Source organism: Nitrospiraceae bacterium (genome assembly GCA_035623075.1).
Taxonomy (GTDB): domain Bacteria; phylum Nitrospirota; class Nitrospiria; order Nitrospirales; family Nitrospiraceae; genus DASPUC01.
Map to the genome: position 1 here is coordinate 13,943 of DASPUC010000036.1, position 24,500 is coordinate 38,442.

Genomic DNA, 24,500 nt, shown 5'->3' on the forward strand with positions numbered 1-24,500 from the left:
CGTTCCGTCAGAGCAATCTAAATGGACCATCACACACATAACACAACCGGCCGTCGTGAACTCCAGATGGCGCGCAGCATGTGCTGGCACTGTCAATCAGAAATCGCCGGGGAATATTTTTGTGAACGCTGCGTCAAGGTTCAACCGGTATCCAAAGAACTGGATTATTTCACCTGCCTGGGATTTCCTCGCCGTCTCACCATCGATCAGAATGCGCTCGAGGCCAAGTTCTACGAACTCAGCCGGGCATTTCATCCTGATTTCTACCAGAACAAGAGTGTTGCGGAACAGGCCATCAGCCTGGATAACTCCGCACTGCTTAATACTGCCTATCGGACGCTCCGCGATCCGATTCAGCGGGCTGAATATCTGCTAGACCTCGAAGCAGGTGCCGCCAAGGAAATCCGGACATCGCCTCCCGCGGATTTATTCGAAGAAATTATCGAGTTACAGGAAATCTTGGACGAGTACCGTGCCACAGATCGTACCTCGGAAACCGAGCCCAAGCTCCGTGCGAAGCTTCAATCCGAACGCGTAGCGCTTGAGCACCGACAACAGAGCATGGAAACCCAACTCCAGCAACTGTTTTCGCAGTGGGATGCGCTGCAAGATCGCGGTGAGGCTACTGTTCAGGCCCGGGTTGAGCGTGATCGAATCTTAAAACAAATGCGGGAAATTTTATCCAACCGGACCTATGTCAGAAACATCGTCAACGACTTGGTCACAACGATTGCACACACATGACACGCATCGTCGGGATTGATTTAGGAACTACGAATTCCCTCGTCGCATACATGGACCAAGGGACGCCGCGCGTCATACCCGGACGGACCGGGCGTAGCATGGTCCCCTCTGTCGTCGCAATGACCGATAACGGGCTCATCGTCGGGGATTCCGCCAAAGAACACCTCATCCGCAATCCCGAACGCACAATCTATTCCGTTAAGCGGTTTATGGGGAAAGGACTAGCCGACGTGCAAGGCGAGCTCGCTTATTTCCCCTATCATCTCACTGAGCAAGGTGGTGTGATCAGGATCAAGGTGGGGGAGAAAGCCTATTCGCCGCCGCAGATCTCGGCGATGATTCTGAAGGAACTCAAGTACCGAGCTGAAGCCCATCTTGGTGAGAACATCACAAAGGCCGTCATCACGGTCCCTGCTTATTTCAACGATAGCCAGCGACAGGCCACGAAGGATGCCGGCATGATCGCCGGCCTCGAAGTCCTCCGGATCATCAATGAACCGACTGCGGCCTCTCTTGCTTACGGCTTACAGAAACGGACACAAGGTACCATTGCTGTGTATGACCTCGGTGGCGGCACGTTCGATATCTCCATTTTGAAACTCAAGAACGGCATATTCGAGGTTCTCGCGACGAACGGCGATACTCACCTGGGTGGTGATGATTTTGATCACCGTGTAGCCGATCTCCTCATAAAAGACGTTCGTACGCAGCATGGGATTGATCTCGCCAGTTACCCGGACCACATGCAGGCGGTGCGGCTTGAGGCAGAACAGGCGAAGATCCGACTTTCTGACGAATTCAAGACGACGGCCACACTTGAGCTACCTGATGGCAAAGGACGCTTTACTCGTGAGGTTACCCGTGACCAACTCGAATCCATGACGACGGATCTTATTGACCGTACCCTCGGGCCTTGTCGACAAGCTCTGAAGGATGCGGGTCTTACGCCAGACAATATCGATGAAGTTGTGCTTGTGGGCGGTTCGACGCGCATGCCTCTAGTTCGGCAACGGGTTCACGATCTGTTCGGTAAGCCGCCTCATTGCGAATTGAATCCGGATGAAGTGGTGGCGCTCGGCGCAGCGGTTCAAGCTGATATCCTGAGCGGCGGGACGACCGATCTACTGTTACTGGATGTCACTCCCCTTTCACTTGGCATTGAGACGATGGGCGGCGTAATGAGCAGCCTGATCCGCCGCAACACGACCATTCCAGCAAGCACGAAGGAGATGTTCACGACCTATGTGGATGGCCAAACAGGCGTGGATATTCATATTCTGCAGGGCGAACGAGAATTGGTGAAAGACAATCGCAGCCTCGCGCGGTTTCGGCTCAAAATTCCTCCGCTTCCCGCTGGTGTCCCACGTATCGAAGTCACGTTTCTTATCGACGCGAACGGAATCCTGAATGTCTCTGCACGGGATGTGCGGACGGGTGAAACCCAGTCGATCGCGGTCAAACCTTCTTACGGCCTCGCCGATGAAGAAGTGGAACGCATGATCGGCGAATCATTCAAGTTTGCCGCTGAAGACTTGAGAGCCAGGCAGTTAATTGAGGCCAGTACCGAAGCAGAGGCCATGCTAAGGGCCACGGAGAAAGCCCTTAAACAGGGTGGCCATTTGATCGGAGAACAAGAACGTTCTGCCATTAGGGCATCAATGGTCGCCCTTGAATCAGCCAAGGCGGGGTCTGACCATAAGGTAATTCGTGCCAGGATGACAGAGCTTGAACAGACTACGCACCATCTTGCTGAAGTTTTGATGGATACGTCTTTGAAGGAAGCGTTAGAGAATAAGAAGTTGTCGGAAATCACGTAGCCATCAGCTTACAGCTGTCAGCACTCAGCTAGGAGTAGGTCATGGATTTGACATGGCAGGATGCAGAAGACATCGCCCTCAGGTTGGTGGAAGAACATCCGGATACCGACCCGCTTACAGTCCGCTTCACCGATATGCATGGGTGGATCGTGGCGCTTCCAGACTTTAAAGACGACCCGAAGAAATCGAACGAGAAGATTTTGGAAGCAATCCAAATGGCTTGGCACGAAGAATTTCAGGACTCCAAGTCTTAGTCACTTCCCACCTGCTTCCTTAGGGTGAGCCTTCGCCTATTTGATCTAGCTTATAAAAATCCGTCGGATCCAACCGCCGCTGGCTCGTTTGGGTAGGCTCACTCCCCCTTGCAAAGAGTTCCACGGTCCCTGAGGTTCCTTCCTGTTCCGATTCCAGCAGCCCTGTGGACGGATCAACTTTGACGAAGGTCACGCCGTCGGGAATCGTAAAGGGCACCACAGGCACTTGCTTCAACGCTTCCCTCATAAAATTAATCCAGATCGGAAGCGCCGCATGAGCCCCTGACTCGGTTTCGCCGAGTGAGCGTCGATCATCAAATCCCACATAGACACCCGTCACGAGATTCGGTGTCCCACCGATAAACCAGGCATTGATAAATTCGTTGGTCGTACCAGTCTTTCCCGCGATTGGTCGATCGATGACTTTCGCAGCTTGCCCGGTCCCTTTACGAATGACGTCTTCCATCATATTGGTGATGAGATAGGCCGTCTCTTTCGAGATCACTTCGTGCGCCTCTGGTTCCGCCAATTCAAGCACCTTGCCCGCATTATCCTTGACGAAGAAAATGGCGTAGGGCTCCGCTCGGCTGCCTTGATTCAGAAACACTCCGTAGGCCGAGGTCAGCTCTAACAACCCAACGGAAGAAGACCCCAGCCCCAGAGAGAGATCCGCTGCTAATGGACTGGTGATACCGACGGTCTGGGCAAAATCGATCACGTTCTTGACACCGATCTTTTCTAACAGACGGACGGTCGCCAGATTGTGCGAATGCGCCAGGGCATCCCGCAAACTTACCATCCCGTGAAATTTCTTGCCGTAGTTCTCCGGCTTCCATGTCTTGTCTTCCTGTTCCTGCTCATAGACGACCGGGGCATCGAGGATCACCGAGGCGGGACTCATGCCTTGATTCATCGCGGTGGCATAAATAAGCGGTTTAAACGCGGATCCCGGTTGGCGGTGGGCTTGTACCGCCCGGTTGTATTCACTTCGGTTGAAGTCGTACCCCCCCACCATCGCACGGATCGCCCCTTTCGCTGGATCGATCGCAATCAAGCCGCCCTCGACCAACGGCGTCTGTTCGAACTGGAGAAAAACCGCACCACGGTCGATCTTCTTGATCGCAACCTCGATCACGTCACCGGGTTTTAAGATCTGTTTCAGGTTCGGTTCGACGACGGCATCTTTCGTGGCATCCGGTCCTTTGAGCCGCTTCTTGGCCCAAGCCATATCGTCAAACGCCAACTTGCCGATCGTATTACCCACTTGAACGAGGTAATGATCTTTCGCCACTTTCGCGACCACTCCCTCCCGATAATCGCCAGCGTTTAGCGCATCATTAGCCTCAGCTCCCATTCCCGGGGAAGGAATCGCCGCGACATCAATGGTTCGTAGAGGGCCACGCCAGCCTTGACGCTTATCGAGTTCGCGCAGACCGGCAAAGAATGCTGCCTCTGCATACTTTTGCATTTCGAGGTTGAGCGTGGTGAAGACTTTCAGACCGCCCTTGTAGACCATCGTCTCGCCGTACTTCGCGATTAACAACTGCCGGATGTATTCCACAAAATAAGGTGCGAGTTGGTCACCGCCCGGACGTTTGAAGGCAAGGGGTTCCGCGGCTGCTTGCTCTTGCTCCGCTTGGGTAATGAACCCCGCCTCCTCCATCCGACCCAAAACATGTTCCTGCCGCTTCTTCGCGCGATCATAGGCCACGAACGGAGAGAAACGACTCGGAGACTTCGGGAGCCCGGCAAGAAACGCGGCCTCGGGAAGCGTCAATTTGGCGAGTTCCTTCCCGAAGTAGGTCTGGGCTGCTGCCGCCACACCATAGGCACCTTGACCAAAGTAGATCTGGTTCAAGTAGGTTTCGAGGATCTGTTCCTTCGTCGACACCACCTCCATCTTGTAGGCCAGGATCAACTCGCGAATTTTTCGGCCGTACGACCGTTCGGACGAAAGAAACAACGATCGCGCAAGCTGCTGTGTGATTGTACTCGCTCCTTCGATTCTCCTTCCTCCGTGTCGAATGTTGGTCCAGGCTGCCCGCAAGATCCCGATGTAGTCGAGACCCGGATGTTCGAAGAACCGTGCATCCTCGGTGGCAATAACGGCCTGGGTCAATGTTTTTGGAATTTCCGCCAGGGGCGTCACGATGCGACGTTCGATGAAAAATTGCCCGATGAGCTGTTGATCACTGGAATAGACTTGAGTGACCAGACTCGGTTGATAGTTTTGCAACGATTCCAGGGAGGGCAGATCTTGCGAAAAGTACCAGAGAACGCCGACGGCGGTGGCAGTTCCCGCAAGAACCGTAATCCCAAGTCCAATTAAGCCGATCTGCCACCACCGCCACGGTCGGCGAGGCGGCGGCTGACGAGGGGGGTCCTGGAGCTGTACTGGCCGGTCGATCATGGTCATGGATTGATGCCCTCGCGGGGGCTTGGTGATTGGAAGGACAGTCTAGGATCACCATACCCTGGCAGGGTCTAAAACTCAAGCAGAGGTCGACCGTCTACACGTGCTTGTTCCACTGATCCTCCTTCAGGTATACTGCACCTCGACGCCTGGAGTTCGGGGCGTCTTTTTTTTCGTGTTCAACCAGACTTGTTCCGTGACCATGGACAGATCCTCAACACACAGCGAGACCAGCTCGACCGGTCGGGCTCCAAGAGGGCGCCGGACCGACATCCGCAATATCGCAATTATTGCCCACGTTGATCACGGCAAGACGACGTTAGTTGATGCGTTGCTGCGACAAACCCACGTTCATCGCAAAATTGACGACATGGGTGAACGGATCATGGATTCAATGGATCAGGAACGCGAGCGCGGCATCACTATCCGGGCCAAGAATGCCAGCGTCACCTACAAGGGTGTCAAGATTAACATCGTCGATACGCCCGGCCATGCCGACTTCGGTGGTGAAGTGGAACGGACCCTGCGTATGGTAGACGGTGTGCTGGTTCTGATCGACGCCAAGGAAGGGCCGATGCCCCAAACCACCTTTGTGCTGCGAAAAGCCTTGGCACTCGGTCACAAGGCTATCGTCGTGATCAACAAGATTGACCGGTCAGATGCTGTCATCGATGACGTAGTAAACCGGACTTTTGATCTATTCGTTCACTTAGGCGCGACCGATGAACAGCTAGACTTCTCCATCATCTACACCTCAGCCATCAAAGGCATCGCGACACTCGACGTGAATAAACCCGGATCGGACATCACTCCGCTCCTCGATACGGTGCTTGAGAAGATCCCCGCGCCCGCCATCACCGCGGATGCTCCACTCCAGATTCTGGTCCTCGCGCTCACCTACGATTCCTACAAAGGCAAGATGGGTGTTGGGAAGATTCAATCCGGCTCAATCGCGCGCCGCCAGAATGTGGTCGTGCTCGGCAAAGACGGAGCCCAGGTTTCTGGCAGGGTATCCGATCTCGCGGTGTATTCGGGCCTTGAACGGACCGACGTGGAGCAGGCCGAAGCCGGAGAAATCGTCGCCGTTGCCGGCTTGCCAGACGTGAGCATCGGAGACACCATTGCGGATGCTGACCGGCCCGTGGCGCTGGCGCGCGTCACCATCGATGAGCCGACCGTGCAGATGACTTTCTCGGTGAACAATAGCCCTTTTGCCGGACGCGAAGGCAAGTTTCTCACCTCCCGACACTTGCGCGAACGATTATTCAAGGAACTTGAAACCAACGTATCATTGCGTGTGCAGGAAACTGACACCCCCGATCGATTCCTCGTCGCGGGTCGAGGCGAACTTCACCTCGGTGTGTTGATCGAACAGATGCGGCGTGAAGGATACGAGCTGCAGGTGTCGCAGCCAGAAGTCATTCTGCATCGCGACGGACAGAAGGTCACCGAACCCTATGAAGAACTGACCATTCAGGTTCCGGAGACCTATCAAGGCGCGGTCATCGAAGAAATCGGAAAACGACGCGGCGAAATGCGCCACATGAAGCTTGTGCATTCCGACGCAGGCCCGAGCGAAATGCACCTCGAATATCACATCCCCACGCGAGGGATCATGGGCCTCAAGAATGTTCTGCTCGCTAAGACCCGCGGCACCGTAATCATGCACCACGTGTTTAAAGCCTATGAAGCGGCGAACGAACAAGATTTTCTCGTCGCTCCGCACGGATCTCTTTGCGCATACGAAGATGGAACCAGCACTGCATATGCGCTCTTCATGACTCAGGAGCGAGGCGAATTGTTCATCGGGCCAGGGGTAGATGTTTATCGTGGGATGGTCGTCGGCCAGAACAGCCGGGACGAGGACCTCGACGTGAACGTCTGTAAGGAAAAGCATCTGACCAATATTCGCGCGTCAGGATCGGACGAAGCGTTGATCCTCACACCGCCTCGCGAAATGACGCTCGAGTTCGCGCTCGAGTATATTGGAGCAGACGAATTGGTTGAAGTAACGCCAAAGAATCTCCGCCTGCGGAAACGATTACTGCATCCGGAGGATCGTCGAAAAGCACGCAAGACCGGCAAGTAGGCCATGTATGGAAGGCGGCTGGCCAGGGTCGGTATGAGAATCCGCAAGAAAGTTTCAAAGCCGTCCGCCAAGCGCCCCCCACTCTACTTCATCGGTTACAGAGGAACCGCTCCGCTCCTTAACGAGTTGAGAGTTTGGTATGACTGCGAGTATGGCGGACCGCTGAAGGTGCGCATAGAACCAGACGCTCCTGAGTCATGGCATGCGATTCACGGTCCTTGGACAGCGCACGTCGTGATCCCACTTCCTGCCACACACGCGGAAGGGCTCAAAGACACGTTTGCCTGGGAACACGATTTGATAGGCGCAGTTGCGCCATCTGTCATGCCTCCGCGCGAGATGCCGGACACAATCGTGTTCGCCGCACGGCTGGCTCGAGGTCTCACGCTCCTTGCTCAAGGGACAGCGTTCGACCCAGTAACCCAGCAGTATCTTAACCCCTCGGATTGGCAGGATCGCCCCCTGACCCATTTTGTGATGCCTGACCATATTGCTGTCGCGCAGCGTGACGATGAGCCAGGCAATCGCAGCTGGTGCTATACGCTGGGATTAAGCAAGTTCGGGATAGATGAGTTGGAAACCTTCTTCTCTCGGGGCCTGCCGGATACGTATGCGCGCGAGTTGCTCGGCGAAGCCGTTTGCGAGCTTTTGAGATCCACTCACATTCTAAAGGTTGGCAGCCAACTTCGCCTGACGCTCCTCGGTCAGACGGTCACAATCGTAAATTATCGAACTGCAACTCCAGCCGGACGCACTCTTGGGTTTCGAGAAATCAGGGCTGTCTCGTAATTCTTCCGTTGAATTGCCCACTTATCCCTGTTGGTCTACTCTTCCTAGGTCTTTCGGGCCGTTGACAAGGTTTCGAGCCGCACGGTACAAAACCTACTTACGCTGAAACTTAGGCCGGGCTCAACCATGTGAAGGAGGAATCCAGATGAGTGACGTTGCACCAGAAATTAAGGTAGGTGATAGCGCACCGGACTTTAACTTAAAGGATCAAGACCAGAAGGACATAAAGTTGAGCGACTACAAAGGCAAGAAGAATGTCGTCCTTTGCTTTTACCCGCTTGACTGGAGCCCCGTCTGTCAGGGCGAGAACAAGTGCCTCACTGATGATTTTCCCAAATTCCAGGGGGCTAATGCCGAGCTCTTTGGCATCAGCTGTGACAGCTTCTTCTCCCATAAGGCGTGGGCTGATTCATTGGATCTGAAGCACCGACTGCTGTCCGACGTGCATCGCACCACGGCAAAGGCTTACGGTCTGTATTTCGAACCGTTGAACTGCTCCAAGCGTGCGACCGTCATCGTCGATAAAAACGGCAAGGTCGCCTATGTGAAAGTTCAAGAGATCAAGGTCGCTCGGGAGGACAAGGAAATCCTCGCCGCTCTTGCAAAGCTCAGCTAGCTCCAGAAGCGCGCTGTCTGAGTGCTGATGATGGGATTTCTCCCTTCCTCAGCACTCATCGCTTAATGGGCAGGACCTCAACCCATGTCCGGGATCGTCGAAGACGTCAGCGACGCGAATTATAAAGAGTTTACCGATGCGGCGGCATCGATCGTGGCTTATGGATTGGCGACGTGTGAACCCTGCAAAGCATACGATCCCATTCTCGAAGAGACTGCAGCAAAGTTTCCATCGATTAAAATAGGCAAGGCCAAGATGCACGTGCCCGGCCGCTGCCGGGAGATCAAGAAGACCCACACATTCGAGACCTACCCCACCACCCACTTCTTTTCAAAGGGGAAGCTGCTCCTGGCACGGGAGGGCATTGTGGAGCCCGCCGAGCTTGCAGCGCTAATCGCAGATCATCTCCAGCAATAACGCGCCTGGATTAGAGAAGAGTGCCAATCTGCTCAGGAAATCCTCGATCTCCTTGACTCCCGCAAACCCTGTAGTAATGTCAAAGAAGCCCCATTGCTGACAGGAATCGGATAGCCTGCAGCGAGGCGATTGACGAGGCAAAGGATGGCCTCTTCTTCACGAGCAATCGAGTTCCCATCGTACGACGCCCGAGTCCTGCTTAATTCCCAGCCAGTCATAGTTTCTGTTATTGACCCAGATACCCATCAGGTGCAGTTCCAAAACGAGACCGGCTTGAAAACATTCGGCGACATCGGAGGATTTTCTTGCTACGAGAAGATTGCTGGCTGCCAGACACCCTGTTCCTTTTGCCGGATGCCTGAGGCTGTCAAGACCGGCTCGGTCATTTCCAGCGAGGTCCCTCTTCCTGGTGACAAATACCTGTTGGTCCACTGGTCCAAGGCTCCGACGATTGATGGACGTCTTCACATCATAGAAACAATTACCGATATCACGGAACACAAACGGACCGAACAGGCTCTTCATCACGCACAGAAAATGGAAGCCGTCGGACGGCTAGCGGGAGGCATTGCACATGACTTCAATAATCTCATGATGGTCGTGATCGGCCATGCACATCGTCTATTGCAACAGTTCTCTTCTCATCCATCCAAACGTGAGCTAGAAACGATTAGTCAGGCCGGTCTGAGGGCCGCGGCATTGACTAAGAAGCTCCTGACCTTCGGTCGACGGCAGGTATTCGAGCCAAAGGAAGTCAACATTAATACTGTCATCCGGGAAATGGAAGATATCCTCAAACGCATGATCGGCGAGCACATTCAAACCGTGATCGTGCTTCATCCTCGGACCGGACACGCTCTCGTGGATCCTATCCAGCTCGAACAAGTCATCATGAATCTGGTATTAAATGCGCGTGATGCAATGCCTGACGGAGGCCTTCTCAATATTGAAACTGACAATGTGAATCTCGACGAACCATATGTCCGTCTGCACCCAGGCTCCTCTCTAGGTCCTCATGTGAAAATCATGGTTCAAGACGCGGGATGCGGCATGGACGTCGAAACACTTTCCCATATCTTTGAACCTTTCTTTACCACGAAGGAACCGGGTAAAGGGACCGGCCTCGGACTGGCCACTGTTTACGGAATCGTTAAACAGAGTCGTGGATACATCGACGTCACAAGCGAACCGGGGAAGGGTTCACGATTTACCGTGTTCCTGCCCGGCGTGGGAGAACCCGTCGTCGAGGCCAATATTTCGCGATCCGACATGGAAACCTGCGTCGCGCATGAAACAATCTTGGTGGTTGAAGACGATGAAGGCATTCGAAGGTTGATTACGACCATCCTACAGGATCAAGGCTATAGCGTCCTAGCCGCAGGAGATGGGATAGAAGCCCTCCAAAAACTACAAATGTGCAAGGGGCCCTGTCACCTTCTTATCGCCGATGTCATCATGCCTCGGATGAAGAGTTCCGTTTTTCTTGAGGCCGTGAAGGCGATGCGGCCAGAAACCCGAGTTCTTCATATGTCCGGCTATGCTGGGGATACCCTCCAAGCCAATGGAGTAACAAGTGACTCGCCGTTCCTCCAGAAACCGTTCCTCCCGGGAACGCTCATAGAAAAAGTCCGTGAATTGCTGCAGGTTCCTGCGTCACGCTGATTCAAGATCGCTTATCCGCGGGAAATAGCTCCTAGCGCTCCATCCTAAACCAGAGCAAATGAATGATACGAGCCGCGGATTCACCTGCGAGTGCTTGCCCGCTGACTGCCCGCTTAATTGCAAGAGTCTTCGGCCAGAAATGGTAAGTATTAAAAACTAGCTAGTTATTCGATTCCGACGAAACAACTCTTCAAGTAGCTGATTCTTCAGCAGTCTTCAATAAGTGCTCTTTTGTACAGTCCATTTCTTGTCGGCGGGCGACACAAAATGTAGTTAAAGTAACCCGCCAGTCTCTGAAATCATCCCGTAAGCACCTGAAATATTTTGCCCTCCACTCCATGTCACCGGCATAGGGTTTGCGGTTAAAGAGCGGTGGTCAGACGAGCGACAAAGGGGGCATTCCTGATTCCGGTTTTGCCCCATCGTCATCTCAATCTCTGACCAGTAAGGAGCTTCTCGCATGATGAGCAATATTCAACATCACAACGAGAGGTGTGTCATGAAGACTATTTCTAGTGTGTTCCTCGCAAGTCTTTTACTATGCGGGCTTACGGTCGTACCAAGTCTCGCTCTGGCGGCGGGAAGCGCGCCGAATCAGGATCAGGGCGGACAGCACCGCTTGCTGAATGCCGACCTGAGAGCCAAGCTCGAACGCATACAAGATAAACTGATGGAGGAGCGTGAGCATCATCACCACTCAAGCCCCATGGAATCGCTGCAAGCTGACGTCGCAAGCTTGAAGAGCCAACTGGGGACGCTCGCCAGCAATGAAGCTTCGTTACTGTCTCAGCTCAACACTGCGAATAGCCAGATCGCCCTCCTTACCTCACAGATTGCTGCTCTTCAAACGGGCGGAGGAGGCGGAGGTACGACTAATCCTACGCTTACGGCACTGGCCAAGTATGTAACAGTCGATCCGAGTACGATCAACGGAGTGAAAGGACCACACGTGATTTTCTCCGGTGTCAACCTCCACGTAAGGAGTGGATCCGGCTCGACGGGAGATAATGGAACCCCGACAGGACTGGGAAACCTAATTGTTGGTTATAATGAAGGCCCCGCTCTTCTTGCTGATCCAAGTAATTCGGGCGTCGGCCGAACTGGCTCACACAATATCGTGGGGGGACAATTCAACGGATTCACCTCCACTGGCGGGATGGTGTTTGGGAGCGGGAACTGGACCCAAGCTTTGTTTTCCTCAGTACTCGGTGGAGAAATGAATCAGGTGCAGGGCCTAAACTCAACCTTACTTGGGGGAATGCACAACACCATCAGTGGGTCAGACCAAATATTTCCTCCAAGTCCTTAAGAGCCCCAACACGATGGTCGTCTGATCCCCTGCGCGCGTACAGGGGATCAGACGCTGGGAGCTTGGGTCGCTCACTCAACAGGTCTGAAACTTCTACAAGCCGAATTGAGAAGCGGATTACAGTGCATTGTAGTGGAGAGGATTCGACGCGAATTCGTGGTTGACTCCGAAAGTTGACTAAGCCTTTCTCGTGGACTCTTCCTGGACCCTTTCAAAAACCTCGTTATCCCAACGATCTCGTTCAGATCATGACCGGAGCGGAGCGGAGATAATCCGCTCCGCTCCACTTCGATATTTGATTATAACCCGCGCAGAAAGTTCAGCACGTTCTGTTTGTCGATCTCACTCAGCCTGTTGAATTGTGCAATGACGAGATTGGCTTCTGAGGGGCCATACTGATTACTTGCCCCGCTCGCATGGGCCTGAATCGCTTGGAGCAGATCCCTGGTTCGTCCATCGTGCAAGAAAAAGATTCTCTTCCCAAGACCCCACAAGGGAGCCGTGCGGAATTCATCACCGCGTGCATTACCCTGGTTGACGTCGTCGGCTAAACCAGGCCCCATGTTATGCAGCATCAAGTCTGAGTAAAGGTTTGCATCCTTGTCGCGCAATGCTCCAACGACAGCCTGCTTGCTCGTATGCAGTGTTGGCGTGTGGCAGAGAGCGCACCCGACGTCGCTAAAAACCTTCCGGCCATGCACGATAGATGGAGTATCCGGCACTGGCGTGGGGGGCGCGAGAAATCGCATGAAACCAGCAAACTTCACGATGTCACTAGGAACATCGATGGGACTCGCGGCGTCGAAATTGGTCGAATCCTCCGGTGTCTGATTAAACTGGCAGTTTGGCGTCTCATCCCGTTCTTGCGGGAATATCTCGTTCGTCACTCCCTGTTCGACGTTGTACGCTTCAGCAGCAAAGAGTTCGAGTGATTTGTTCTGTGCCTTCCACCCAAATCGCGTGATCGTACCATCGTTGCCGCTCGTATTAGGTCGTCCGCTCGTATTGGGACGGCCCCGAATACCGAAGGACTGCTTTGTAGCGGCGTTAGTCTGCATGTTGGCGAGGATCGTGTCGTCATCGATCGCCTCGATCAATCCGGCGCCGAAGGTCGGAGTGGGAATCCTGAATACCAGGTTCTGGTGTGCTGCCGCTCCTAGAAAGTCAGGCTGAGCTAAGAAACACCCTGGTGCATCGTTCCGACCGCTGATCGTGAAGAGATCATGCACTCCGCCATCAGGAGTGCCATCCGGATTGTACTTGAACCGCGCCTCACGAATCGGTCCATCCTTCGTGATGAAGGGCGGAATGGTGTTGTTCGCGCTCTCTTTTTTTGCTACCGCGACTTGTGGGTTGAGGAAAGGACTGGTTCCGCCGACATCCGGCTGCGCGTGACAACCGCTGCAGCTATCCAAGTTGAAACGCGGTCCGAGACCAGGATCCGTGGATGGTATCGTACCTTGGACAGAGTCAGTCTCCTGGAATGTCTGGCGATCTGCACTAAATAATTGCTGTTCAAGCGGAGTCAGTCCCTGAATCATCCCTCCGGCACCAGCCGAGCCAGAGCGAACACCTGGGTCACTCGCCGTGAATCGGCCGATTTGCGACTGAACGTCTTCTGAAAACACACCGGTGATGACTATGAAGAGAGCCAGCACGGGAAGCATAGGAGCGTAGCGTGTGGTGTTCATGCACGGAGTCATAGAGACCTCCTTATAATTTTAGGTTGTCGACGCACTCGACAATTGGATCTCTATGACGAGAGGTGAGCATAAGCCGTGCCCTGTCGGCTCTGACCTGCTCTGATGGTGCTAAACGCTTGCGTATCTGTGACTTGGAAAGATTAGGACAAAAAGCGTCCGCGGCGTGGTTGGAGAAAGCGTCGGCAGCGACCTACAGAATGAACATCAATTCATTAGAACAGGCCTCCGTCCTCAAATAGTGTTCACTGATTATTTTGAAGGTAACGCGCACGCGCTCACGAGTGAGGCAGGGAACCGTTGGACAAGCCGAGAATTAGGTGAGCGAACTGCTTACTCCGAATACTCGAATGTCAGATCGCGGGTCTGAACGAGACGAACCTTTTCGAGTTGACCTCCCGGGATGGAGTTGGTGAGACGATCCCAGACTGCTTTCGCGAGTGATTCGCCGGTAATTTCTTGGGCGCCGAGCACACGTCGTAAATCCTGCCCTTCGAATGCCTCTCCAATCTTTTCCCGAATTAACCGATCGAGCAGACCGATGTCGGTCACCATGCCGGTAATGGGGTCAATCCGTCCGAGGACTGTGACGAAGCAATCCCACGTGTGGCCTTGATTCCCTTTATGGACCGAGGTGAATGAAGAGCGCCTTGTGATGCTGGCGACCTCAAGCCCCCCCGCCGCGGTCACCTCCGCATAGAGATCCTCGTCTTCATACAGGCGAACGGCGTGCAGCCTACCGATGTCTGTCTGCATTTCCAGTTTGGCCCAAAGCACCCTGGCAAGATTCTCTGACGTAGGAATCTGATCTTTAAAATAGGGCATATCGAGGTTCAAATTCTTGTGATCAAACTCCTCGATGATTGACAGCAACACGCGTTTCAGATCGAAGAGATTGATGACCATCCCTGTATGCTGGTCCACCTCACCGGCGACCGTCACCTCTAACATGTAATTGTGACCGTGCGCCGGCGGGTTGTAGCAGGGGCCGAACGCGGCACGGTTTTTGGCTTCGTCCCATTCTGGCTTGATATAGCGGTGCGCCGCGGCAAATTCGATACGTTTGGTCAGCAGAACCGGCGGCATGTTATTTTCCCTCCAAATCGATGAGCCATTCTTGGCGCATTTCCCATGGAACAACTGTCGCTTCGTGATAGGTGGCATGATCGATCGAGAGGGTAACCGGCACTTCTCGCCGTCCGAGTGTCGCTATCAACGCCGCGGACGGTCTGAACCGCACAAAATGTACGGCGCTGATCTTGGTCTCGTGGCTATGGCCGCGTTCGAATTCACCGTAGACACTCTCCTGCCCCGCACGGATTGCAACCTTTTGACCGTGGTCGAGTCCCATAAAGAGGTCCAGCCACCGTTTCACGCTCTCCTGGTCGACGATTTCAATCAACAGGGTCGCACTCAACTCGCCCAGCATCGGGAGCAGCGCATTATAAACGTCCAGTTCATCACGCACTTTGACTGGGTCGATGATCCGCTCGACACGGATCATTTCCTGAATCTGGAACTGAAGCGTGTCTCGGTTTTCAAAGACCAATGTAATGAGTGGCCCCACAGAAATCCGCCTTCGCTTTTTCAATTCGATGATGCGGGACCGAAACTCCTCCCGTTGCCGCTCATAGTCCAAATTGGGAATCAGGTCCTCTTGCGTCAACATCTTCATGACGAAAGTCCATAGGCATCGCGAACGATTTGGATTGGGTGCTGGGTTACCCGTCCACCGGTGTGGACCATAGCCCCGGCCTGGTCAAGCTGGACACCTGCCAAGGGGCAGTCCGATGCGACGAGAGTTGCCGGAGCTTGTTCTATCGCCCGCACCGCCTTCTTCGCAATCGTCATCGACAGGGGGAAAAACTCCCTCTTGGCACTCCAGGACCCATCATGTCCTGAACATTTCTCAATGACGTCAACCTGAGCGCCGGCCGTCTCCATGAGCTCTTTCGATTTGAAGCCGATGTTTTGATCCCGGAGGTGGCACGGGACCTGATATGCAACTCGCCCAGGCGGTTTCTGAAAATCAGTCGCCAAGGCACCCTCTCGTTTTAACCTCATGAGATACTCGCAGATGTCGAACGTCCGCTCAGCCATTTTCCTAACAGCAGCGCCGCCAACGATTTCAGGATACTCCCGCTTCCACATCAAACTGCAGCTGGGAACCGGCACGACGATGTCGTACCCTTGATCAACCCACGGCAGAAAGGACGCAGCGTTGGCCACAGCCGCTCGCTGAATTGCCGCCGTATCACCGATGTCGAAAAACGGCATCCCGCAGCAACGCTGTTCCGGCACAACCACATGGACTCCGTTCTTCTCCAAGACCTGCACAGTCGCCTTTCCCACATCCGTTGCCTGATAATTCACCAGGCAACTTGCAAACAATGCCACCTTCCGTGCCGCTGAGGCTGGCACAGCGGCGCCGTTTCGTCTGTCCCACCAACGGGCGAAGGTTTCCGATGAAAAAGACAGCACGTGCCGATCCCGATGGACCCCGACAAGAAACTGGACCAGCCACCGAATGATCTTCAATTCGAGTGTCCAGTTGACGACGGGTGCGAGGACACTAGCGGCCGTGCCCATCAGATCAGTCTTAATGAGTAAGCGATCACGCCAGCGTACACCCCTCGTTCCGGCGAGATGCTTTTTCCATGCGATCATTAAGCGGGGGAAATCGAGGGCATACTGATGCGGGGGCGTATAGGGACAATGGTTGTAGCAGAGTTTGCAGTAATAACACTCGTCGACAATCCGATGAAGCTCGGCGGGCGCAAGCTTCGCGACATGGCCCTCATAGCGGTCGATCCCGTCGAGGAGCGTGGTGAACGAGGGACAGAGGTTAAAGCACCGGCGGCAGCTGTCGCAGATTTCATAAATACGGAGGGTCTCTTTTTCGAGTCGTGCAGGATCGATCGGATGGATCAGAGTAAGGCCTTTCATATGTCTCCCGCTGAAAGCAATCAGCGGTCAGCTATCAGCCCGAGGGAGGAATAGGCTCCTCATCCCGCTTCGCTGAAAACCGACCGCTGAGCGCTGAGAATTGCGAGCTCTTGTCAGCCTTGCTTCAGGCTGTCCAGTCCCTTCGTGAACCGATTTGCATGAGACCGTTCCGCTTTGGCCAAGGTCTCGAACCATTCTGCCAATTCAGCAAAACCCTCGTCCCGAGCCGTCTTTGCCATACCGGGATACATCTGGGTGTACTCATAGGTTTCGCCCTCAATAGCCGATTTTAAGTTCGCTTCGGTATTCCCGATCGGCACTCCCGTGGCGGGATCACCGACTTCTTTCAAGAAGTCCAGATGGCCGAACGCATGACCGGTCTCGGCTTCCGACGTGTCCCGGAACAACCCTCCAATATCCGGAAAGCCTTCAATATCGGCCCGTCTCGCAAAATACAGATATCGTCGGTTGGCTTGTGATTCACCTGCAAACGCCCCCTTCAGGTTTTCATGACTCTTAGTGCCTTTCAAACTTTTCCCCATTGCGGCCTCCTCCTCGCCTCCAAATCAGAACGTAGACACACCTAGACCCAGCCATCCGGCATATAACATAGGCATCCTCTCTGGATCAACGCCTCTTCAGAAACGCCCTTACTCGATTCATCGGCCTCGCTTCGATCAAGGTCATCTGGTCGCCGCGGGTCCGGGGTCGACGATATCGGGAGGCTCGGGGTACAATTGCCCTAATCGCTCGATCAATGGCTTGGCGGCCGGCGAGCTTTCACGAGTAGGGTCACTGACCGGATGATCCCAGGTCAGAGTGGTGATCCCGGCTCCCGCAAACAATGACCGGATCATCGACACGCAGGCCTCCAAGGTCAGCTCGGTACCCTCACGAAGATCGAGCACCCGTTCCTTCGGACTCGTGGGCGGAGGGTCGGTGCTCATGAGAGCCCAACAGCGATCGAAAACGGCCGCACGTAACTCTGCCGGAATATTCAGCGTATCAAGGTTTGAGGTACAGAGTGCCGAGACAAAGAGCACAAACTGCAAATCCGGCATCCCCGGATTCTGCACATCCAGTGATGGCATGATCGCGTATTATCGATGGGGGGTTGGAGAGAGTCAACGCCAACAGTGGACCTGAGTCTCCTCCTGGCTTCGAAAGAGGAGTGCTTTTGACAATGGTGACGATCACGCTCATGGGGCAATTGCAAACCGCCGATGGGGAGCGGGACCTTGCCTGCGAGGTTCCGTCGCCCATGTCGGTCCGACAAGTGATCCAGCGTCAAGGAGTTCAACTCCGGCACCTGCTTCAACTGATCCGCGAGAAAAAGGTGCTGGTGACGATCAACAAGAAGATCGCCAGTCAGGATTCGCTAGTCCAAGATGGTGACGCGATCCGGCTCGTCGGCCATGACGGGATGGGCGGCAGCGGGCTCGGTCCGTCACTGTCGTAACGAGGGGGAAGACACACGAAGGGCCGGCTCCCTTTCGATGAGAGCCGGCCCTTCGTACTTCATTCGGCAAAGACGAAGCCGGAAGAGGGTGTGAGGCCGTACATCAGCCCCCGGACGGGATCCCGCTTACTTTCTGCCGAGGATCGCGTCCTTCGCCGCCTTTGACACGCGGAACTTGACCACCCGCTTGGCTGGAATCTTGATCGGTTCGCCGGTCTGTGGATTCCGCCCCATGCGAGCCTTCCGATTAGCCAACACGAGCTTGCCGATCCCCGGGACCACGAAGACATTCTTCGCCTCCCGATACGCCAAGGCAGCGAAGTCGTCCAACGCCTGGACCGCTGCTTTCTTGGTCAGCCCAGTCTTCTGGGCCATGTGTTCGGCAATTTGTGACTTGGTCATTGATTTAGCCATGCGAGAACCTCCTTACAGAATTAGTAAAAAAGTGAAATGCAGTGGATCGCCCTTTTGACGTTGCTCTGACTCGTTGATGATTCGTAATCAGGCTGTCGTATCTGCTCACGCGGCGAAAACCTGCGGGAGTCTAGCCAAGCGCTCCCACGCTGTCAACCGGAAAAACAGGCATCTGACGTAGGAAATTGCCTGCATCACGCCCTTGCAGTTTCGAGACCAGGCAGCGTAGAGTAGTCTCATCGTGACCTGATGGAACACCGCGACGGACGGTAAAAATCGACGCTAGCATGGCGAAAGAATTACCCATTCTTCCATCGACAGCCCAACCGGCTGACCCCGCGCAGGCGGATCAATCGACCTATTCTCGCGTGTTTTGCCAGAAAGAGAATTCTCCTCCGCTGCGGCTCTTATTGGAATTTCTCAAGTCACGCGGGCAGACCCCCATTACCCCTGAGAAGTTAGACGAGAGCGCGTTGGACGATTGGGCCTGGCTGCAAATCCCGCTGGGGTATAGTCGAGGACGGAAGCCGATCAACCTGTTCTGTGTACGGGACCGCGGCTCGTTCAAAGACCTGTTCGAACAGGAACAGGGCTATTTCAAGGAAACGCTGTCCATCTTCGACGACGTCGAAGCCGATCTGATGCTTGACTATGTAACCAGGGCCCGTTTCATCATCACGACACAGATGAACAAGACGGATATCACGGACGAGGGCTACGACTTCAACGGCTGGATTCTGCAGTTCTATCAGGAACAGTGTAACGGCGTCGTTCAAGTCGATGGCCAGGGATTCTATTCACCAGGTGGCCAGCTTGTGGTCGATCTGTCCACACCCACCGACTAGCACGGCACAGCCGTGAGCCCGCTCTCCAATTTACCGCGTCAGCCGTCACTATTTCGGCAGACAGATCAGTGGTTTCATCGAGCCCGTGCCTCACTTTTAGGCACCATTCCCTGCCGTAAAGGTTGCTCGCGCTGCTGTATCGGACCATTCCCCATCACCATCCTCGATAGAGAAGAGATTCGCCGTGGCCTGGAGCATCTACCCGCTCCTCAGCGGCAAGACATTGCGCAACGGGCCAGAGAGCAAGTTGCCGCGATGGAAGTCCAATACCCTCGCCTAAAAGACTCCTACTTCCTCGACGAATGGGATGATGCGCTCATTGAGCGGCTCGTGACGGAGTTTGCGGAAACTCCCTGCCCGGCCCTGCAGTCGGACGAGAGCTGCGGCATCTACGAGTCCCGCCCGCTCACGTGTCGAACGATGGGGCTGCCGACTGAAGAACAAGGTCTGGTGCAGGGCGCCTGTGAGATTCAAACGTTTGTCCCAGCCAGACGGCTTTCCTCAGCCATCCGTGAACAGGAACAACTGCTTGCTCGTCAAGAGGCGATCGCATTGGAGCAGCTTCGTCAGCAGCGCCGAATCGAGGGGGAAGAACTTCTCGTGACCTACGGATTCGTGTAGATAAACCTGTGAGTCTCATCTGGGATCTGGGCAGCCACCTAGACACCGCTCAAAACGCTGTGTTAAGGTGAGCCTCCTTGCTTGCGGGAGCGCCTGTAGCTCAGTGGATAGAGCATCAGCCTCCGGAGCTGAGGGCCACAGGTTCAAATCCTGTCAGGCGCGCCACCAGCAAGCAGCAAGGAAGAGAGACCGCACAGAGATCTCCTCGGCGAACACACCTAGGTGGGCCGTTAGCTCAGTTGGTAGAGCAGCTGACTCTTAATCAGCGGGCCGTAGGTTCGACCCCTACACGGCCCACCAAATTTCTTCACCACTTACATTGCACCCGCGAGCACAGCACTGGCCAACTGTGACTGAGTTGTGACTGACAGTCGGTCCACTGCCCACCGCAAACTCTCCGGGCTATGGTGCGCATAGCGCTGCGTCATGATCGGCGATTTGTGCCCCAGTAGCCGCTGGATCGTGTACAAATCCACCCCTTGCTGAGCGAGGCGCGTGGCGAACGTGTGCCGCAAATCGTGGAAATGAAACCCCACGACTCCCGCCTTCTTCAACGCGAGACGAAACGCCCGCCGCACATGTCCGCTCTCCAACGGGGTGAAGACCTTGCTGAAGAACACACGATCCGTCTGTACGGAACGGACCTTCGCCTTGCCCGTCAGGACACCCAGTACCGTCTCATTGAGAGGGATCGTCCGTCGCTCACCATTCTTGGACCGAAACACGGTCACGGTCCGACGAGCGACATCTACTCCACGCCAGGTGAGTTCCAAAATCTCTCCCATGCGCATTCCCGTCCCGAGGGCAACGGTCACCAACTCCCGCAGCCACGATGCACAGTGCTTGGTCAACTCCAGCTCCTCATCCTTCAACAGCCAGCGGTCTCGCTGATTGTGCTCCCGTTCCATCGCGACCCGGCTCACCGGATTGTCTCGGCACCACTCCCACTCCCGGATCGCCAGGTTGAAGGCCTTCTTCATGCACGCGAGCTCCCGATTGAGGCTGGCCGGCTTCAGCCCTTCCCGATAGCGACCTTGCTTGTACTGACTCACCACGCTCGGCGTGATGTCGGCCAACCTGTACGGTCCCAACGCGTCCACGAGGCGCTTGATGAATCCTCGGTAGGTCCGCTGACTGGCCAGCTTGACCACGTGCTCCGCTTCAAACCGTTCCATCATCTCCGCGAAGGTCCGCTCCTTCTCTTCCCTCACCTCAAAAAACGGCCCTCGATGAGACGGGTTCGAACTTTTCCGAGAATGGCTTCTGCCAGGCGACGGTCATGGGTGCCTGTTGACTCCCGAATCCGCTGACCCTGCTGAGTTATGCTGATCCACCAGATCTGTCCACGCTTAAAGAGCCCCATCCCGTTCCTCCTTCCTGATGGAGCCTGCTTTGGATCTGGTCTCCCCGTGAGCCCCATTATGGTCCGCTCCGCGCAGCCGGGCAATGTAGCCCTTCAAATCCCCTATGACTCTGCCACCCACCTGACGCGCCTTCATGCTCGCCATCTTTTTCCGGTTCCCCTCGACCCATGCATCAATGTCTTCTCGAGCGAACCGCACGAGGCCATTCAAACGCACACAGGGAATCTTTCCCTGAGCTACCCACGCATAGAGAGTGGAAGGCTTGATTTGCAGGTGTTGCGCCACATCCTTGATCGTGAGCAGCATTCGTCACAGACCCCATGCGCCGTACAGGCTGCCAGGTATCGCGAGACCCCATCGAGTCGGCGTGCCATGCACGGCCCTAATCCGACCAGGGAGTTGTTCCGCCTCGTCTCGATCTGTACTGTAAGACGAGTGGTGAACGTGGGCTAGGCGCAGTCACTAGGTAAAAATGTCGCGATGCCGAGCATTTTTACCCACGGGAGCCTCTCGATGCCGCAGCGCTGGGACTGCTATCTTCCTGATGTGCCACGTGATGAGCTGAATAACCTGGTCCGCCAATGGCCGGTGGCCGAGCCGTCTGCTCCTGACTGGGTTCACCGGGTGCTTGAAACGGGAGCGCAGTGTCGGTTGGCGTTTGCCTTCATTCTCGATGCGGCAGACCCGCTGCCGTCATTCGGATTTCCCCCTGAGGCCATCATCAGTGAGACCGAGTACAGCGTGCGACGAGGACGCCCACGGACGGCGCGCTGGGCCTTCTGGGCCGCTTATGTGCTCTGCGAAGAACTCAACCTGCAGGGGCACCGTCCTTCGATGAAGGAACTGGCGAAGTTGATCAGCATCTTGTTAGGGCGCGCGACGCCGCCGAGCGAAGTCAGGAAAATCTTGAAGACCCTCCGACGCGAAGCGGCCCAACGGGCCACAGCCTCGGCGCAATGGCTGCTCTCAAATAAACTCCAACAGCATCGTAGTCACAAGGACTTCAGAGTATGGCTCCAAAACCGGTACAGCGAGGGGCTTGAACCTACCACAGAGTTCCCGCCCATCATTGAGCATGGGCAGGTGAGCACGGCGTGGCTGGATACTGTTGGGAAAACCCGGCGGGCGATCCTCACCCGCGTCGGACGATCTGGGCCCTTGGCGGGAGCCAGTCCATTGGTGTGGCTGGCCTCGTCCAGTCGCCTCGTCTCTCGATTTCCCCTCGGAGGCGATCTGGGGATCGGCGGCCGAGTTCACCTCGGGAAAGCATTGGAGGTGCCCACGCCCCATCGGCCCTTCGAAGGAGGAACAACCTCGATCTCATTTCCCCGGCACTGGTTCGAGAATCCGCCCACTGCTGCCGTGTTGTATGCGGTGCCAGCGTATTGGCACCCGTGGTTCGAGTTGTTCTGTGCTAGGCCCAGAACGCTGAGCCCTTCATAGGACTAACACCGCCAGCGTGTGGGTCTCCGGAAGAATTCATCTCAGGAGACATTATTGACAGAGGTGCAAGGCGAGGATGAAGACGACGAAACATGCCACCCTCCTGTTGGTCAAGACACGCGGCGGGGTGCGGGCGCAAGATCTTGTGCGGGAGTTTCGGTATTCCTCCGCCACAGCCCGCTCCTACATGTCCCACCTGGTGCGGCAGGGTTTGCTCCAACGGATGGGAGGGGGCTACGCCTTAACCGACAAAGGGCGAGCCCGGCTTGCGTTCTTTTCGGTGATGGGGTGCGACCACGCCCAGTGTCCCCTGTGTGAGGGGAAGTTGGGCTCGTTCACCTGTCCGCGCTGCGGGTATCGGCTGCCACGAGACAAGGCCCGCCTGCGGCCCGCCCGTGACTTTCTCCTTGTCTGGCGCCCAGCTGGCGTCCATTGCTCCATCTGCTTGAGCCAAATCTTGACCGAGCAGCAGGCCCGAGCCATGGGCGTCACGGAGGAAGTCCCATGAAAGGCTGGAGGATTCAACCGCTCGGCTGGTTTGTGTTGATCCTTCTCGTCACTCTGGCAGTCTACTACCTGGTGGAGCGCTTCCGACACAAGCGCGCAGGTGAAGCGTGAGCTCGGACTGAGCAGCTTCATCATTCCCTCCTTCGTCCCCTCTAAAATTCTCCCGCATCGAACCTTTTCCCGCTGAATTATTTTCCCGGTGCATCATTCTTGAGTCATCCTCTGGAATTGTGCTCCAGTGGTTGGCGTTAAAGTCGGCGAATCCCCAGCGATCGGATCGTTTCCACCTGTTGTGGAGATGGCTAAGCAAGCTTACGCGGATTTACTCGGTCTTACGCAGCGTGCTAGCTTACTCGGCAGGGAGAGCCCTCAACCAAGCTGGGAACGGGGACTGTCTTCTCAGGTTCAAAAACACTGATTTGTTCCTGTGTCAATCCCTCTGGAATTCAAGGAATCCGCACTGCCCAAATTACGTGACCAAAAACAAATGTTTTAGTCAGAGTAAGAACGAAGAACCGGATCACACGATACCATATTTCACCCTCTCAGAGGAGCCAACAATCTCATGAATCACACGATCCCCATCTCAGTGCCGAACGACTCTGGAATTCTGCTCATCAGTCTCCTGACACTCCTGAGCTGTCTGGATTTGAGTGGCTGTGCCACAACCCCGACAGAGCCCCCTCCCCCATCCCCAACACAGAAAGCCTTGGTAGGAAAAACCCAGCAAGAACTCATGAGCTGTGTGGGACTCCAACCTGACGTGAAGGTTGTTGAGGGGGTCACGGAGCTGAAATACTATAAGGAAGCGTCTCAGTTCGAAGAATCTTTCGCCGGCACCAAAAGCAGCATGGCACGCGTGCACCATGGCTGTTGGGCCACCTTGCGTCTCACTAACGACGTGGTCACCGAGGTCCGATATCGATCGGTGCCCAAGGACTATCACGATTACGACCATTGCGACGAAATCTTTGAGAATTGCTTAGGGAAGTGAGTGTGAGCCCACCAAGACACTCCCGCCAAACTGATAGCCCGTGAGGTTCGGAGCATTGACTACCTGGAGACAATTTTCTTCAGGGCATCTCGAACCT

The 24,500-nt window shown here is 55.1% G+C and carries 26 protein-coding genes and 2 tRNA genes; 17 read left to right on the top strand and 11 right to left on the bottom strand.

The features are described 5' to 3' along the window. The first annotated feature begins 21 nt into the window (after positions 1-21). Genes hscB through iscX form a run of 3 tightly spaced genes read left to right on the top strand, consistent with a single transcriptional unit; the run spans position 22 to position 2,815 of the window. A complete protein-coding gene (gene hscB / locus VEI50_12125) occupies positions 22-744 on the top strand; it encodes a Fe-S protein assembly co-chaperone HscB (protein HXX75868.1) in 723 nt (240 codons plus the stop codon). After that, positions 741-2,561, top strand: coding sequence for a molecular chaperone DnaK (dnaK, locus tag VEI50_12130; GenBank protein HXX75869.1), 1,821 nt, complete (start codon positions 741-743; stop codon positions 2,559-2,561). Before hscB ends, dnaK begins: the two co-directional genes overlap by 4 nt. 41 nt (positions 2,562-2,602) lie before the next feature. Further along, positions 2,603-2,815 (top strand): Fe-S cluster assembly protein IscX, encoded by a 213-nt coding sequence (gene iscX / locus VEI50_12135; protein HXX75870.1) that lies wholly within the window; start codon positions 2,603-2,605, stop codon positions 2,813-2,815. Between the two features lie 19 nt (positions 2,816-2,834). Here iscX and VEI50_12140 read toward each other — a convergent pair whose 3' ends face one another. After that, on the bottom strand, positions 2,835-5,231 hold the full coding sequence (locus VEI50_12140; protein ID HXX75871.1) for a PBP1A family penicillin-binding protein: 2,397 nt from the start codon (positions 5,229-5,231) through the stop codon (positions 2,835-2,837). A 199-nt stretch (positions 5,232-5,430) separates the two neighbouring features. Between VEI50_12140 and typA the strand changes: the two genes are divergently transcribed. The 6 genes from typA (at position 5,431) to VEI50_12170 (ending at position 12,110) form a co-directional block, all read left to right on the top strand. Continuing rightward, the gene (typA, locus tag VEI50_12145; GenBank protein HXX75872.1) at positions 5,431-7,317 is read left to right on the top strand and encodes a translational GTPase TypA; all 1,887 of its coding nucleotides are present in this window, start codon (positions 5,431-5,433) and stop codon (positions 7,315-7,317) included. A gap of 33 nt (positions 7,318-7,350) precedes the next feature. Then, positions 7,351-8,106, top strand: a complete 756-nt coding sequence (locus VEI50_12150; protein ID HXX75873.1) for a hypothetical protein — start codon at positions 7,351-7,353, stop codon at positions 8,104-8,106. 145 nt (positions 8,107-8,251) lie between these two features. Continuing rightward, positions 8,252-8,722 (top strand): redoxin domain-containing protein, encoded by a 471-nt coding sequence (locus VEI50_12155; GenBank protein HXX75874.1) that lies wholly within the window; start codon positions 8,252-8,254, stop codon positions 8,720-8,722. A gap of 84 nt (positions 8,723-8,806) precedes the next feature. After that, positions 8,807-9,139 (top strand): thioredoxin family protein, encoded by a 333-nt coding sequence (locus tag VEI50_12160; protein HXX75875.1) that lies wholly within the window; start codon positions 8,807-8,809, stop codon positions 9,137-9,139. A 144-nt stretch (positions 9,140-9,283) separates the two neighbouring features. Next, entirely contained in the window at positions 9,284-10,801 is a 1,518-nt protein-coding gene (locus VEI50_12165) for an ATP-binding protein (protein HXX75876.1), read from the top strand. 499 nt (positions 10,802-11,300) lie between these two features. Beyond that, complete coding sequence (locus VEI50_12170) at positions 11,301-12,110, top strand: hypothetical protein (GenBank protein HXX75877.1); 810 nt, start codon at positions 11,301-11,303, stop codon at positions 12,108-12,110. A gap of 299 nt (positions 12,111-12,409) precedes the next feature. Here VEI50_12170 and VEI50_12175 read toward each other — a convergent pair whose 3' ends face one another. The 6 genes from VEI50_12175 to VEI50_12200 form a co-directional block, all read right to left on the bottom strand. Beyond that, positions 12,410-13,813 carry a di-heme oxidoredictase family protein gene (locus tag VEI50_12175; GenBank protein HXX75878.1) on the bottom strand — a complete coding sequence of 468 codons (1,404 nt, stop codon included), beginning with the start codon at positions 13,811-13,813 and terminating at the stop codon, positions 12,410-12,412. A gap of 330 nt (positions 13,814-14,143) precedes the next feature. Then, complete coding sequence (locus VEI50_12180) at positions 14,144-14,896, bottom strand: 6-carboxytetrahydropterin synthase (protein HXX75879.1); 753 nt, start codon at positions 14,894-14,896, stop codon at positions 14,144-14,146. A 1-nt stretch (position 14,897) separates the two neighbouring features. Then, positions 14,898-15,485, bottom strand: coding sequence for a DUF3501 family protein (locus VEI50_12185; protein HXX75880.1), 588 nt, complete (start codon positions 15,483-15,485; stop codon positions 14,898-14,900). Then, positions 15,482-16,756, bottom strand: coding sequence for a heterodisulfide reductase-related iron-sulfur binding cluster (locus tag VEI50_12190; GenBank protein ID HXX75881.1), 1,275 nt, complete (start codon positions 16,754-16,756; stop codon positions 15,482-15,484). The genes VEI50_12185 and VEI50_12190 overlap by 4 nt, the downstream gene beginning before the upstream one ends. A gap of 113 nt (positions 16,757-16,869) precedes the next feature. Then, positions 16,870-17,298 carry a rubrerythrin family protein gene (locus VEI50_12195; GenBank protein HXX75882.1) on the bottom strand — a complete coding sequence of 143 codons (429 nt, stop codon included), beginning with the start codon at positions 17,296-17,298 and terminating at the stop codon, positions 16,870-16,872. A gap of 141 nt (positions 17,299-17,439) precedes the next feature. After that, complete coding sequence (locus tag VEI50_12200) at positions 17,440-17,847, bottom strand: hypothetical protein (GenBank protein ID HXX75883.1); 408 nt, start codon at positions 17,845-17,847, stop codon at positions 17,440-17,442. A 92-nt stretch (positions 17,848-17,939) separates the two neighbouring features. Between VEI50_12200 and VEI50_12205 the strand changes: the two genes are divergently transcribed. Further along, positions 17,940-18,215: a MoaD/ThiS family protein gene (locus VEI50_12205; protein ID HXX75884.1), complete on the top strand. Its 276-nt coding sequence runs from the start codon at positions 17,940-17,942 to the stop codon at positions 18,213-18,215. A gap of 126 nt (positions 18,216-18,341) precedes the next feature. Here VEI50_12205 and VEI50_12210 read toward each other — a convergent pair whose 3' ends face one another. Further along, entirely contained in the window at positions 18,342-18,629 is a 288-nt protein-coding gene (locus VEI50_12210; GenBank protein ID HXX75885.1) for an HU family DNA-binding protein, read from the bottom strand. Between the two features lie 287 nt (positions 18,630-18,916). Here VEI50_12210 and VEI50_12215 point away from each other — a divergent pair, with 287 nt between their 5' ends. From VEI50_12215 to VEI50_12230, 4 genes are all read left to right on the top strand, one after another. Continuing rightward, complete coding sequence (locus tag VEI50_12215) at positions 18,917-19,474, top strand: hypothetical protein (GenBank protein ID HXX75886.1); 558 nt, start codon at positions 18,917-18,919, stop codon at positions 19,472-19,474. Positions 19,475-19,633: 159 nt separating this feature from the next. Continuing rightward, a complete protein-coding gene (locus VEI50_12220; protein ID HXX75887.1) occupies positions 19,634-20,095 on the top strand; it encodes a YkgJ family cysteine cluster protein in 462 nt (153 codons plus the stop codon). Positions 20,096-20,184: 89 nt separating this feature from the next. Then, positions 20,185-20,260: transfer RNA gene (locus tag VEI50_12225), tRNA-Arg, on the top strand. 59 nt (positions 20,261-20,319) lie between these two features. After that, positions 20,320-20,395: transfer RNA gene (locus tag VEI50_12230), tRNA-Lys, on the top strand. A 14-nt stretch (positions 20,396-20,409) separates the two neighbouring features. On the opposite strand, the gene VEI50_12235 is transcribed toward VEI50_12230, so the two are convergent. Genes VEI50_12235 through VEI50_12245 form a run of 3 tightly spaced genes read right to left on the bottom strand, consistent with a single transcriptional unit; the run spans position 20,410 to position 21,765 of the window. Then, positions 20,410-21,273 (bottom strand): site-specific integrase, encoded by an 864-nt coding sequence (locus tag VEI50_12235; protein ID HXX75888.1) that lies wholly within the window; start codon positions 21,271-21,273, stop codon positions 20,410-20,412. Positions 21,274-21,302: 29 nt separating this feature from the next. Next, positions 21,303-21,458 carry a hypothetical protein gene (locus VEI50_12240; GenBank protein ID HXX75889.1) on the bottom strand — a complete coding sequence of 52 codons (156 nt, stop codon included), beginning with the start codon at positions 21,456-21,458 and terminating at the stop codon, positions 21,303-21,305. Continuing rightward, complete coding sequence (locus VEI50_12245) at positions 21,445-21,765, bottom strand: helix-turn-helix domain-containing protein (protein ID HXX75890.1); 321 nt, start codon at positions 21,763-21,765, stop codon at positions 21,445-21,447. Before VEI50_12245 ends, VEI50_12240 begins: the two co-directional genes overlap by 14 nt. A 174-nt stretch (positions 21,766-21,939) precedes the next feature. Here VEI50_12245 and VEI50_12250 point away from each other — a divergent pair, with 174 nt between their 5' ends. The 3 genes from VEI50_12250 to VEI50_12260 all read left to right on the top strand — a co-directional run bounded on the left by VEI50_12250 (position 21,940) and on the right by VEI50_12260 (position 24,403). Further along, the gene (locus tag VEI50_12250; protein HXX75891.1) at positions 21,940-22,902 is read left to right on the top strand and encodes a hypothetical protein; all 963 of its coding nucleotides are present in this window, start codon (positions 21,940-21,942) and stop codon (positions 22,900-22,902) included. A 76-nt stretch (positions 22,903-22,978) separates the two neighbouring features. Then, positions 22,979-23,410, top strand: coding sequence for a DeoR family transcriptional regulator (locus VEI50_12255; GenBank protein HXX75892.1), 432 nt, complete (start codon positions 22,979-22,981; stop codon positions 23,408-23,410). A gap of 564 nt (positions 23,411-23,974) precedes the next feature. Then, on the top strand, positions 23,975-24,403 hold the full coding sequence (locus tag VEI50_12260) for a hypothetical protein (protein HXX75893.1): 429 nt from the start codon (positions 23,975-23,977) through the stop codon (positions 24,401-24,403). Positions 24,404-24,500 lie beyond the last annotated feature (97 nt).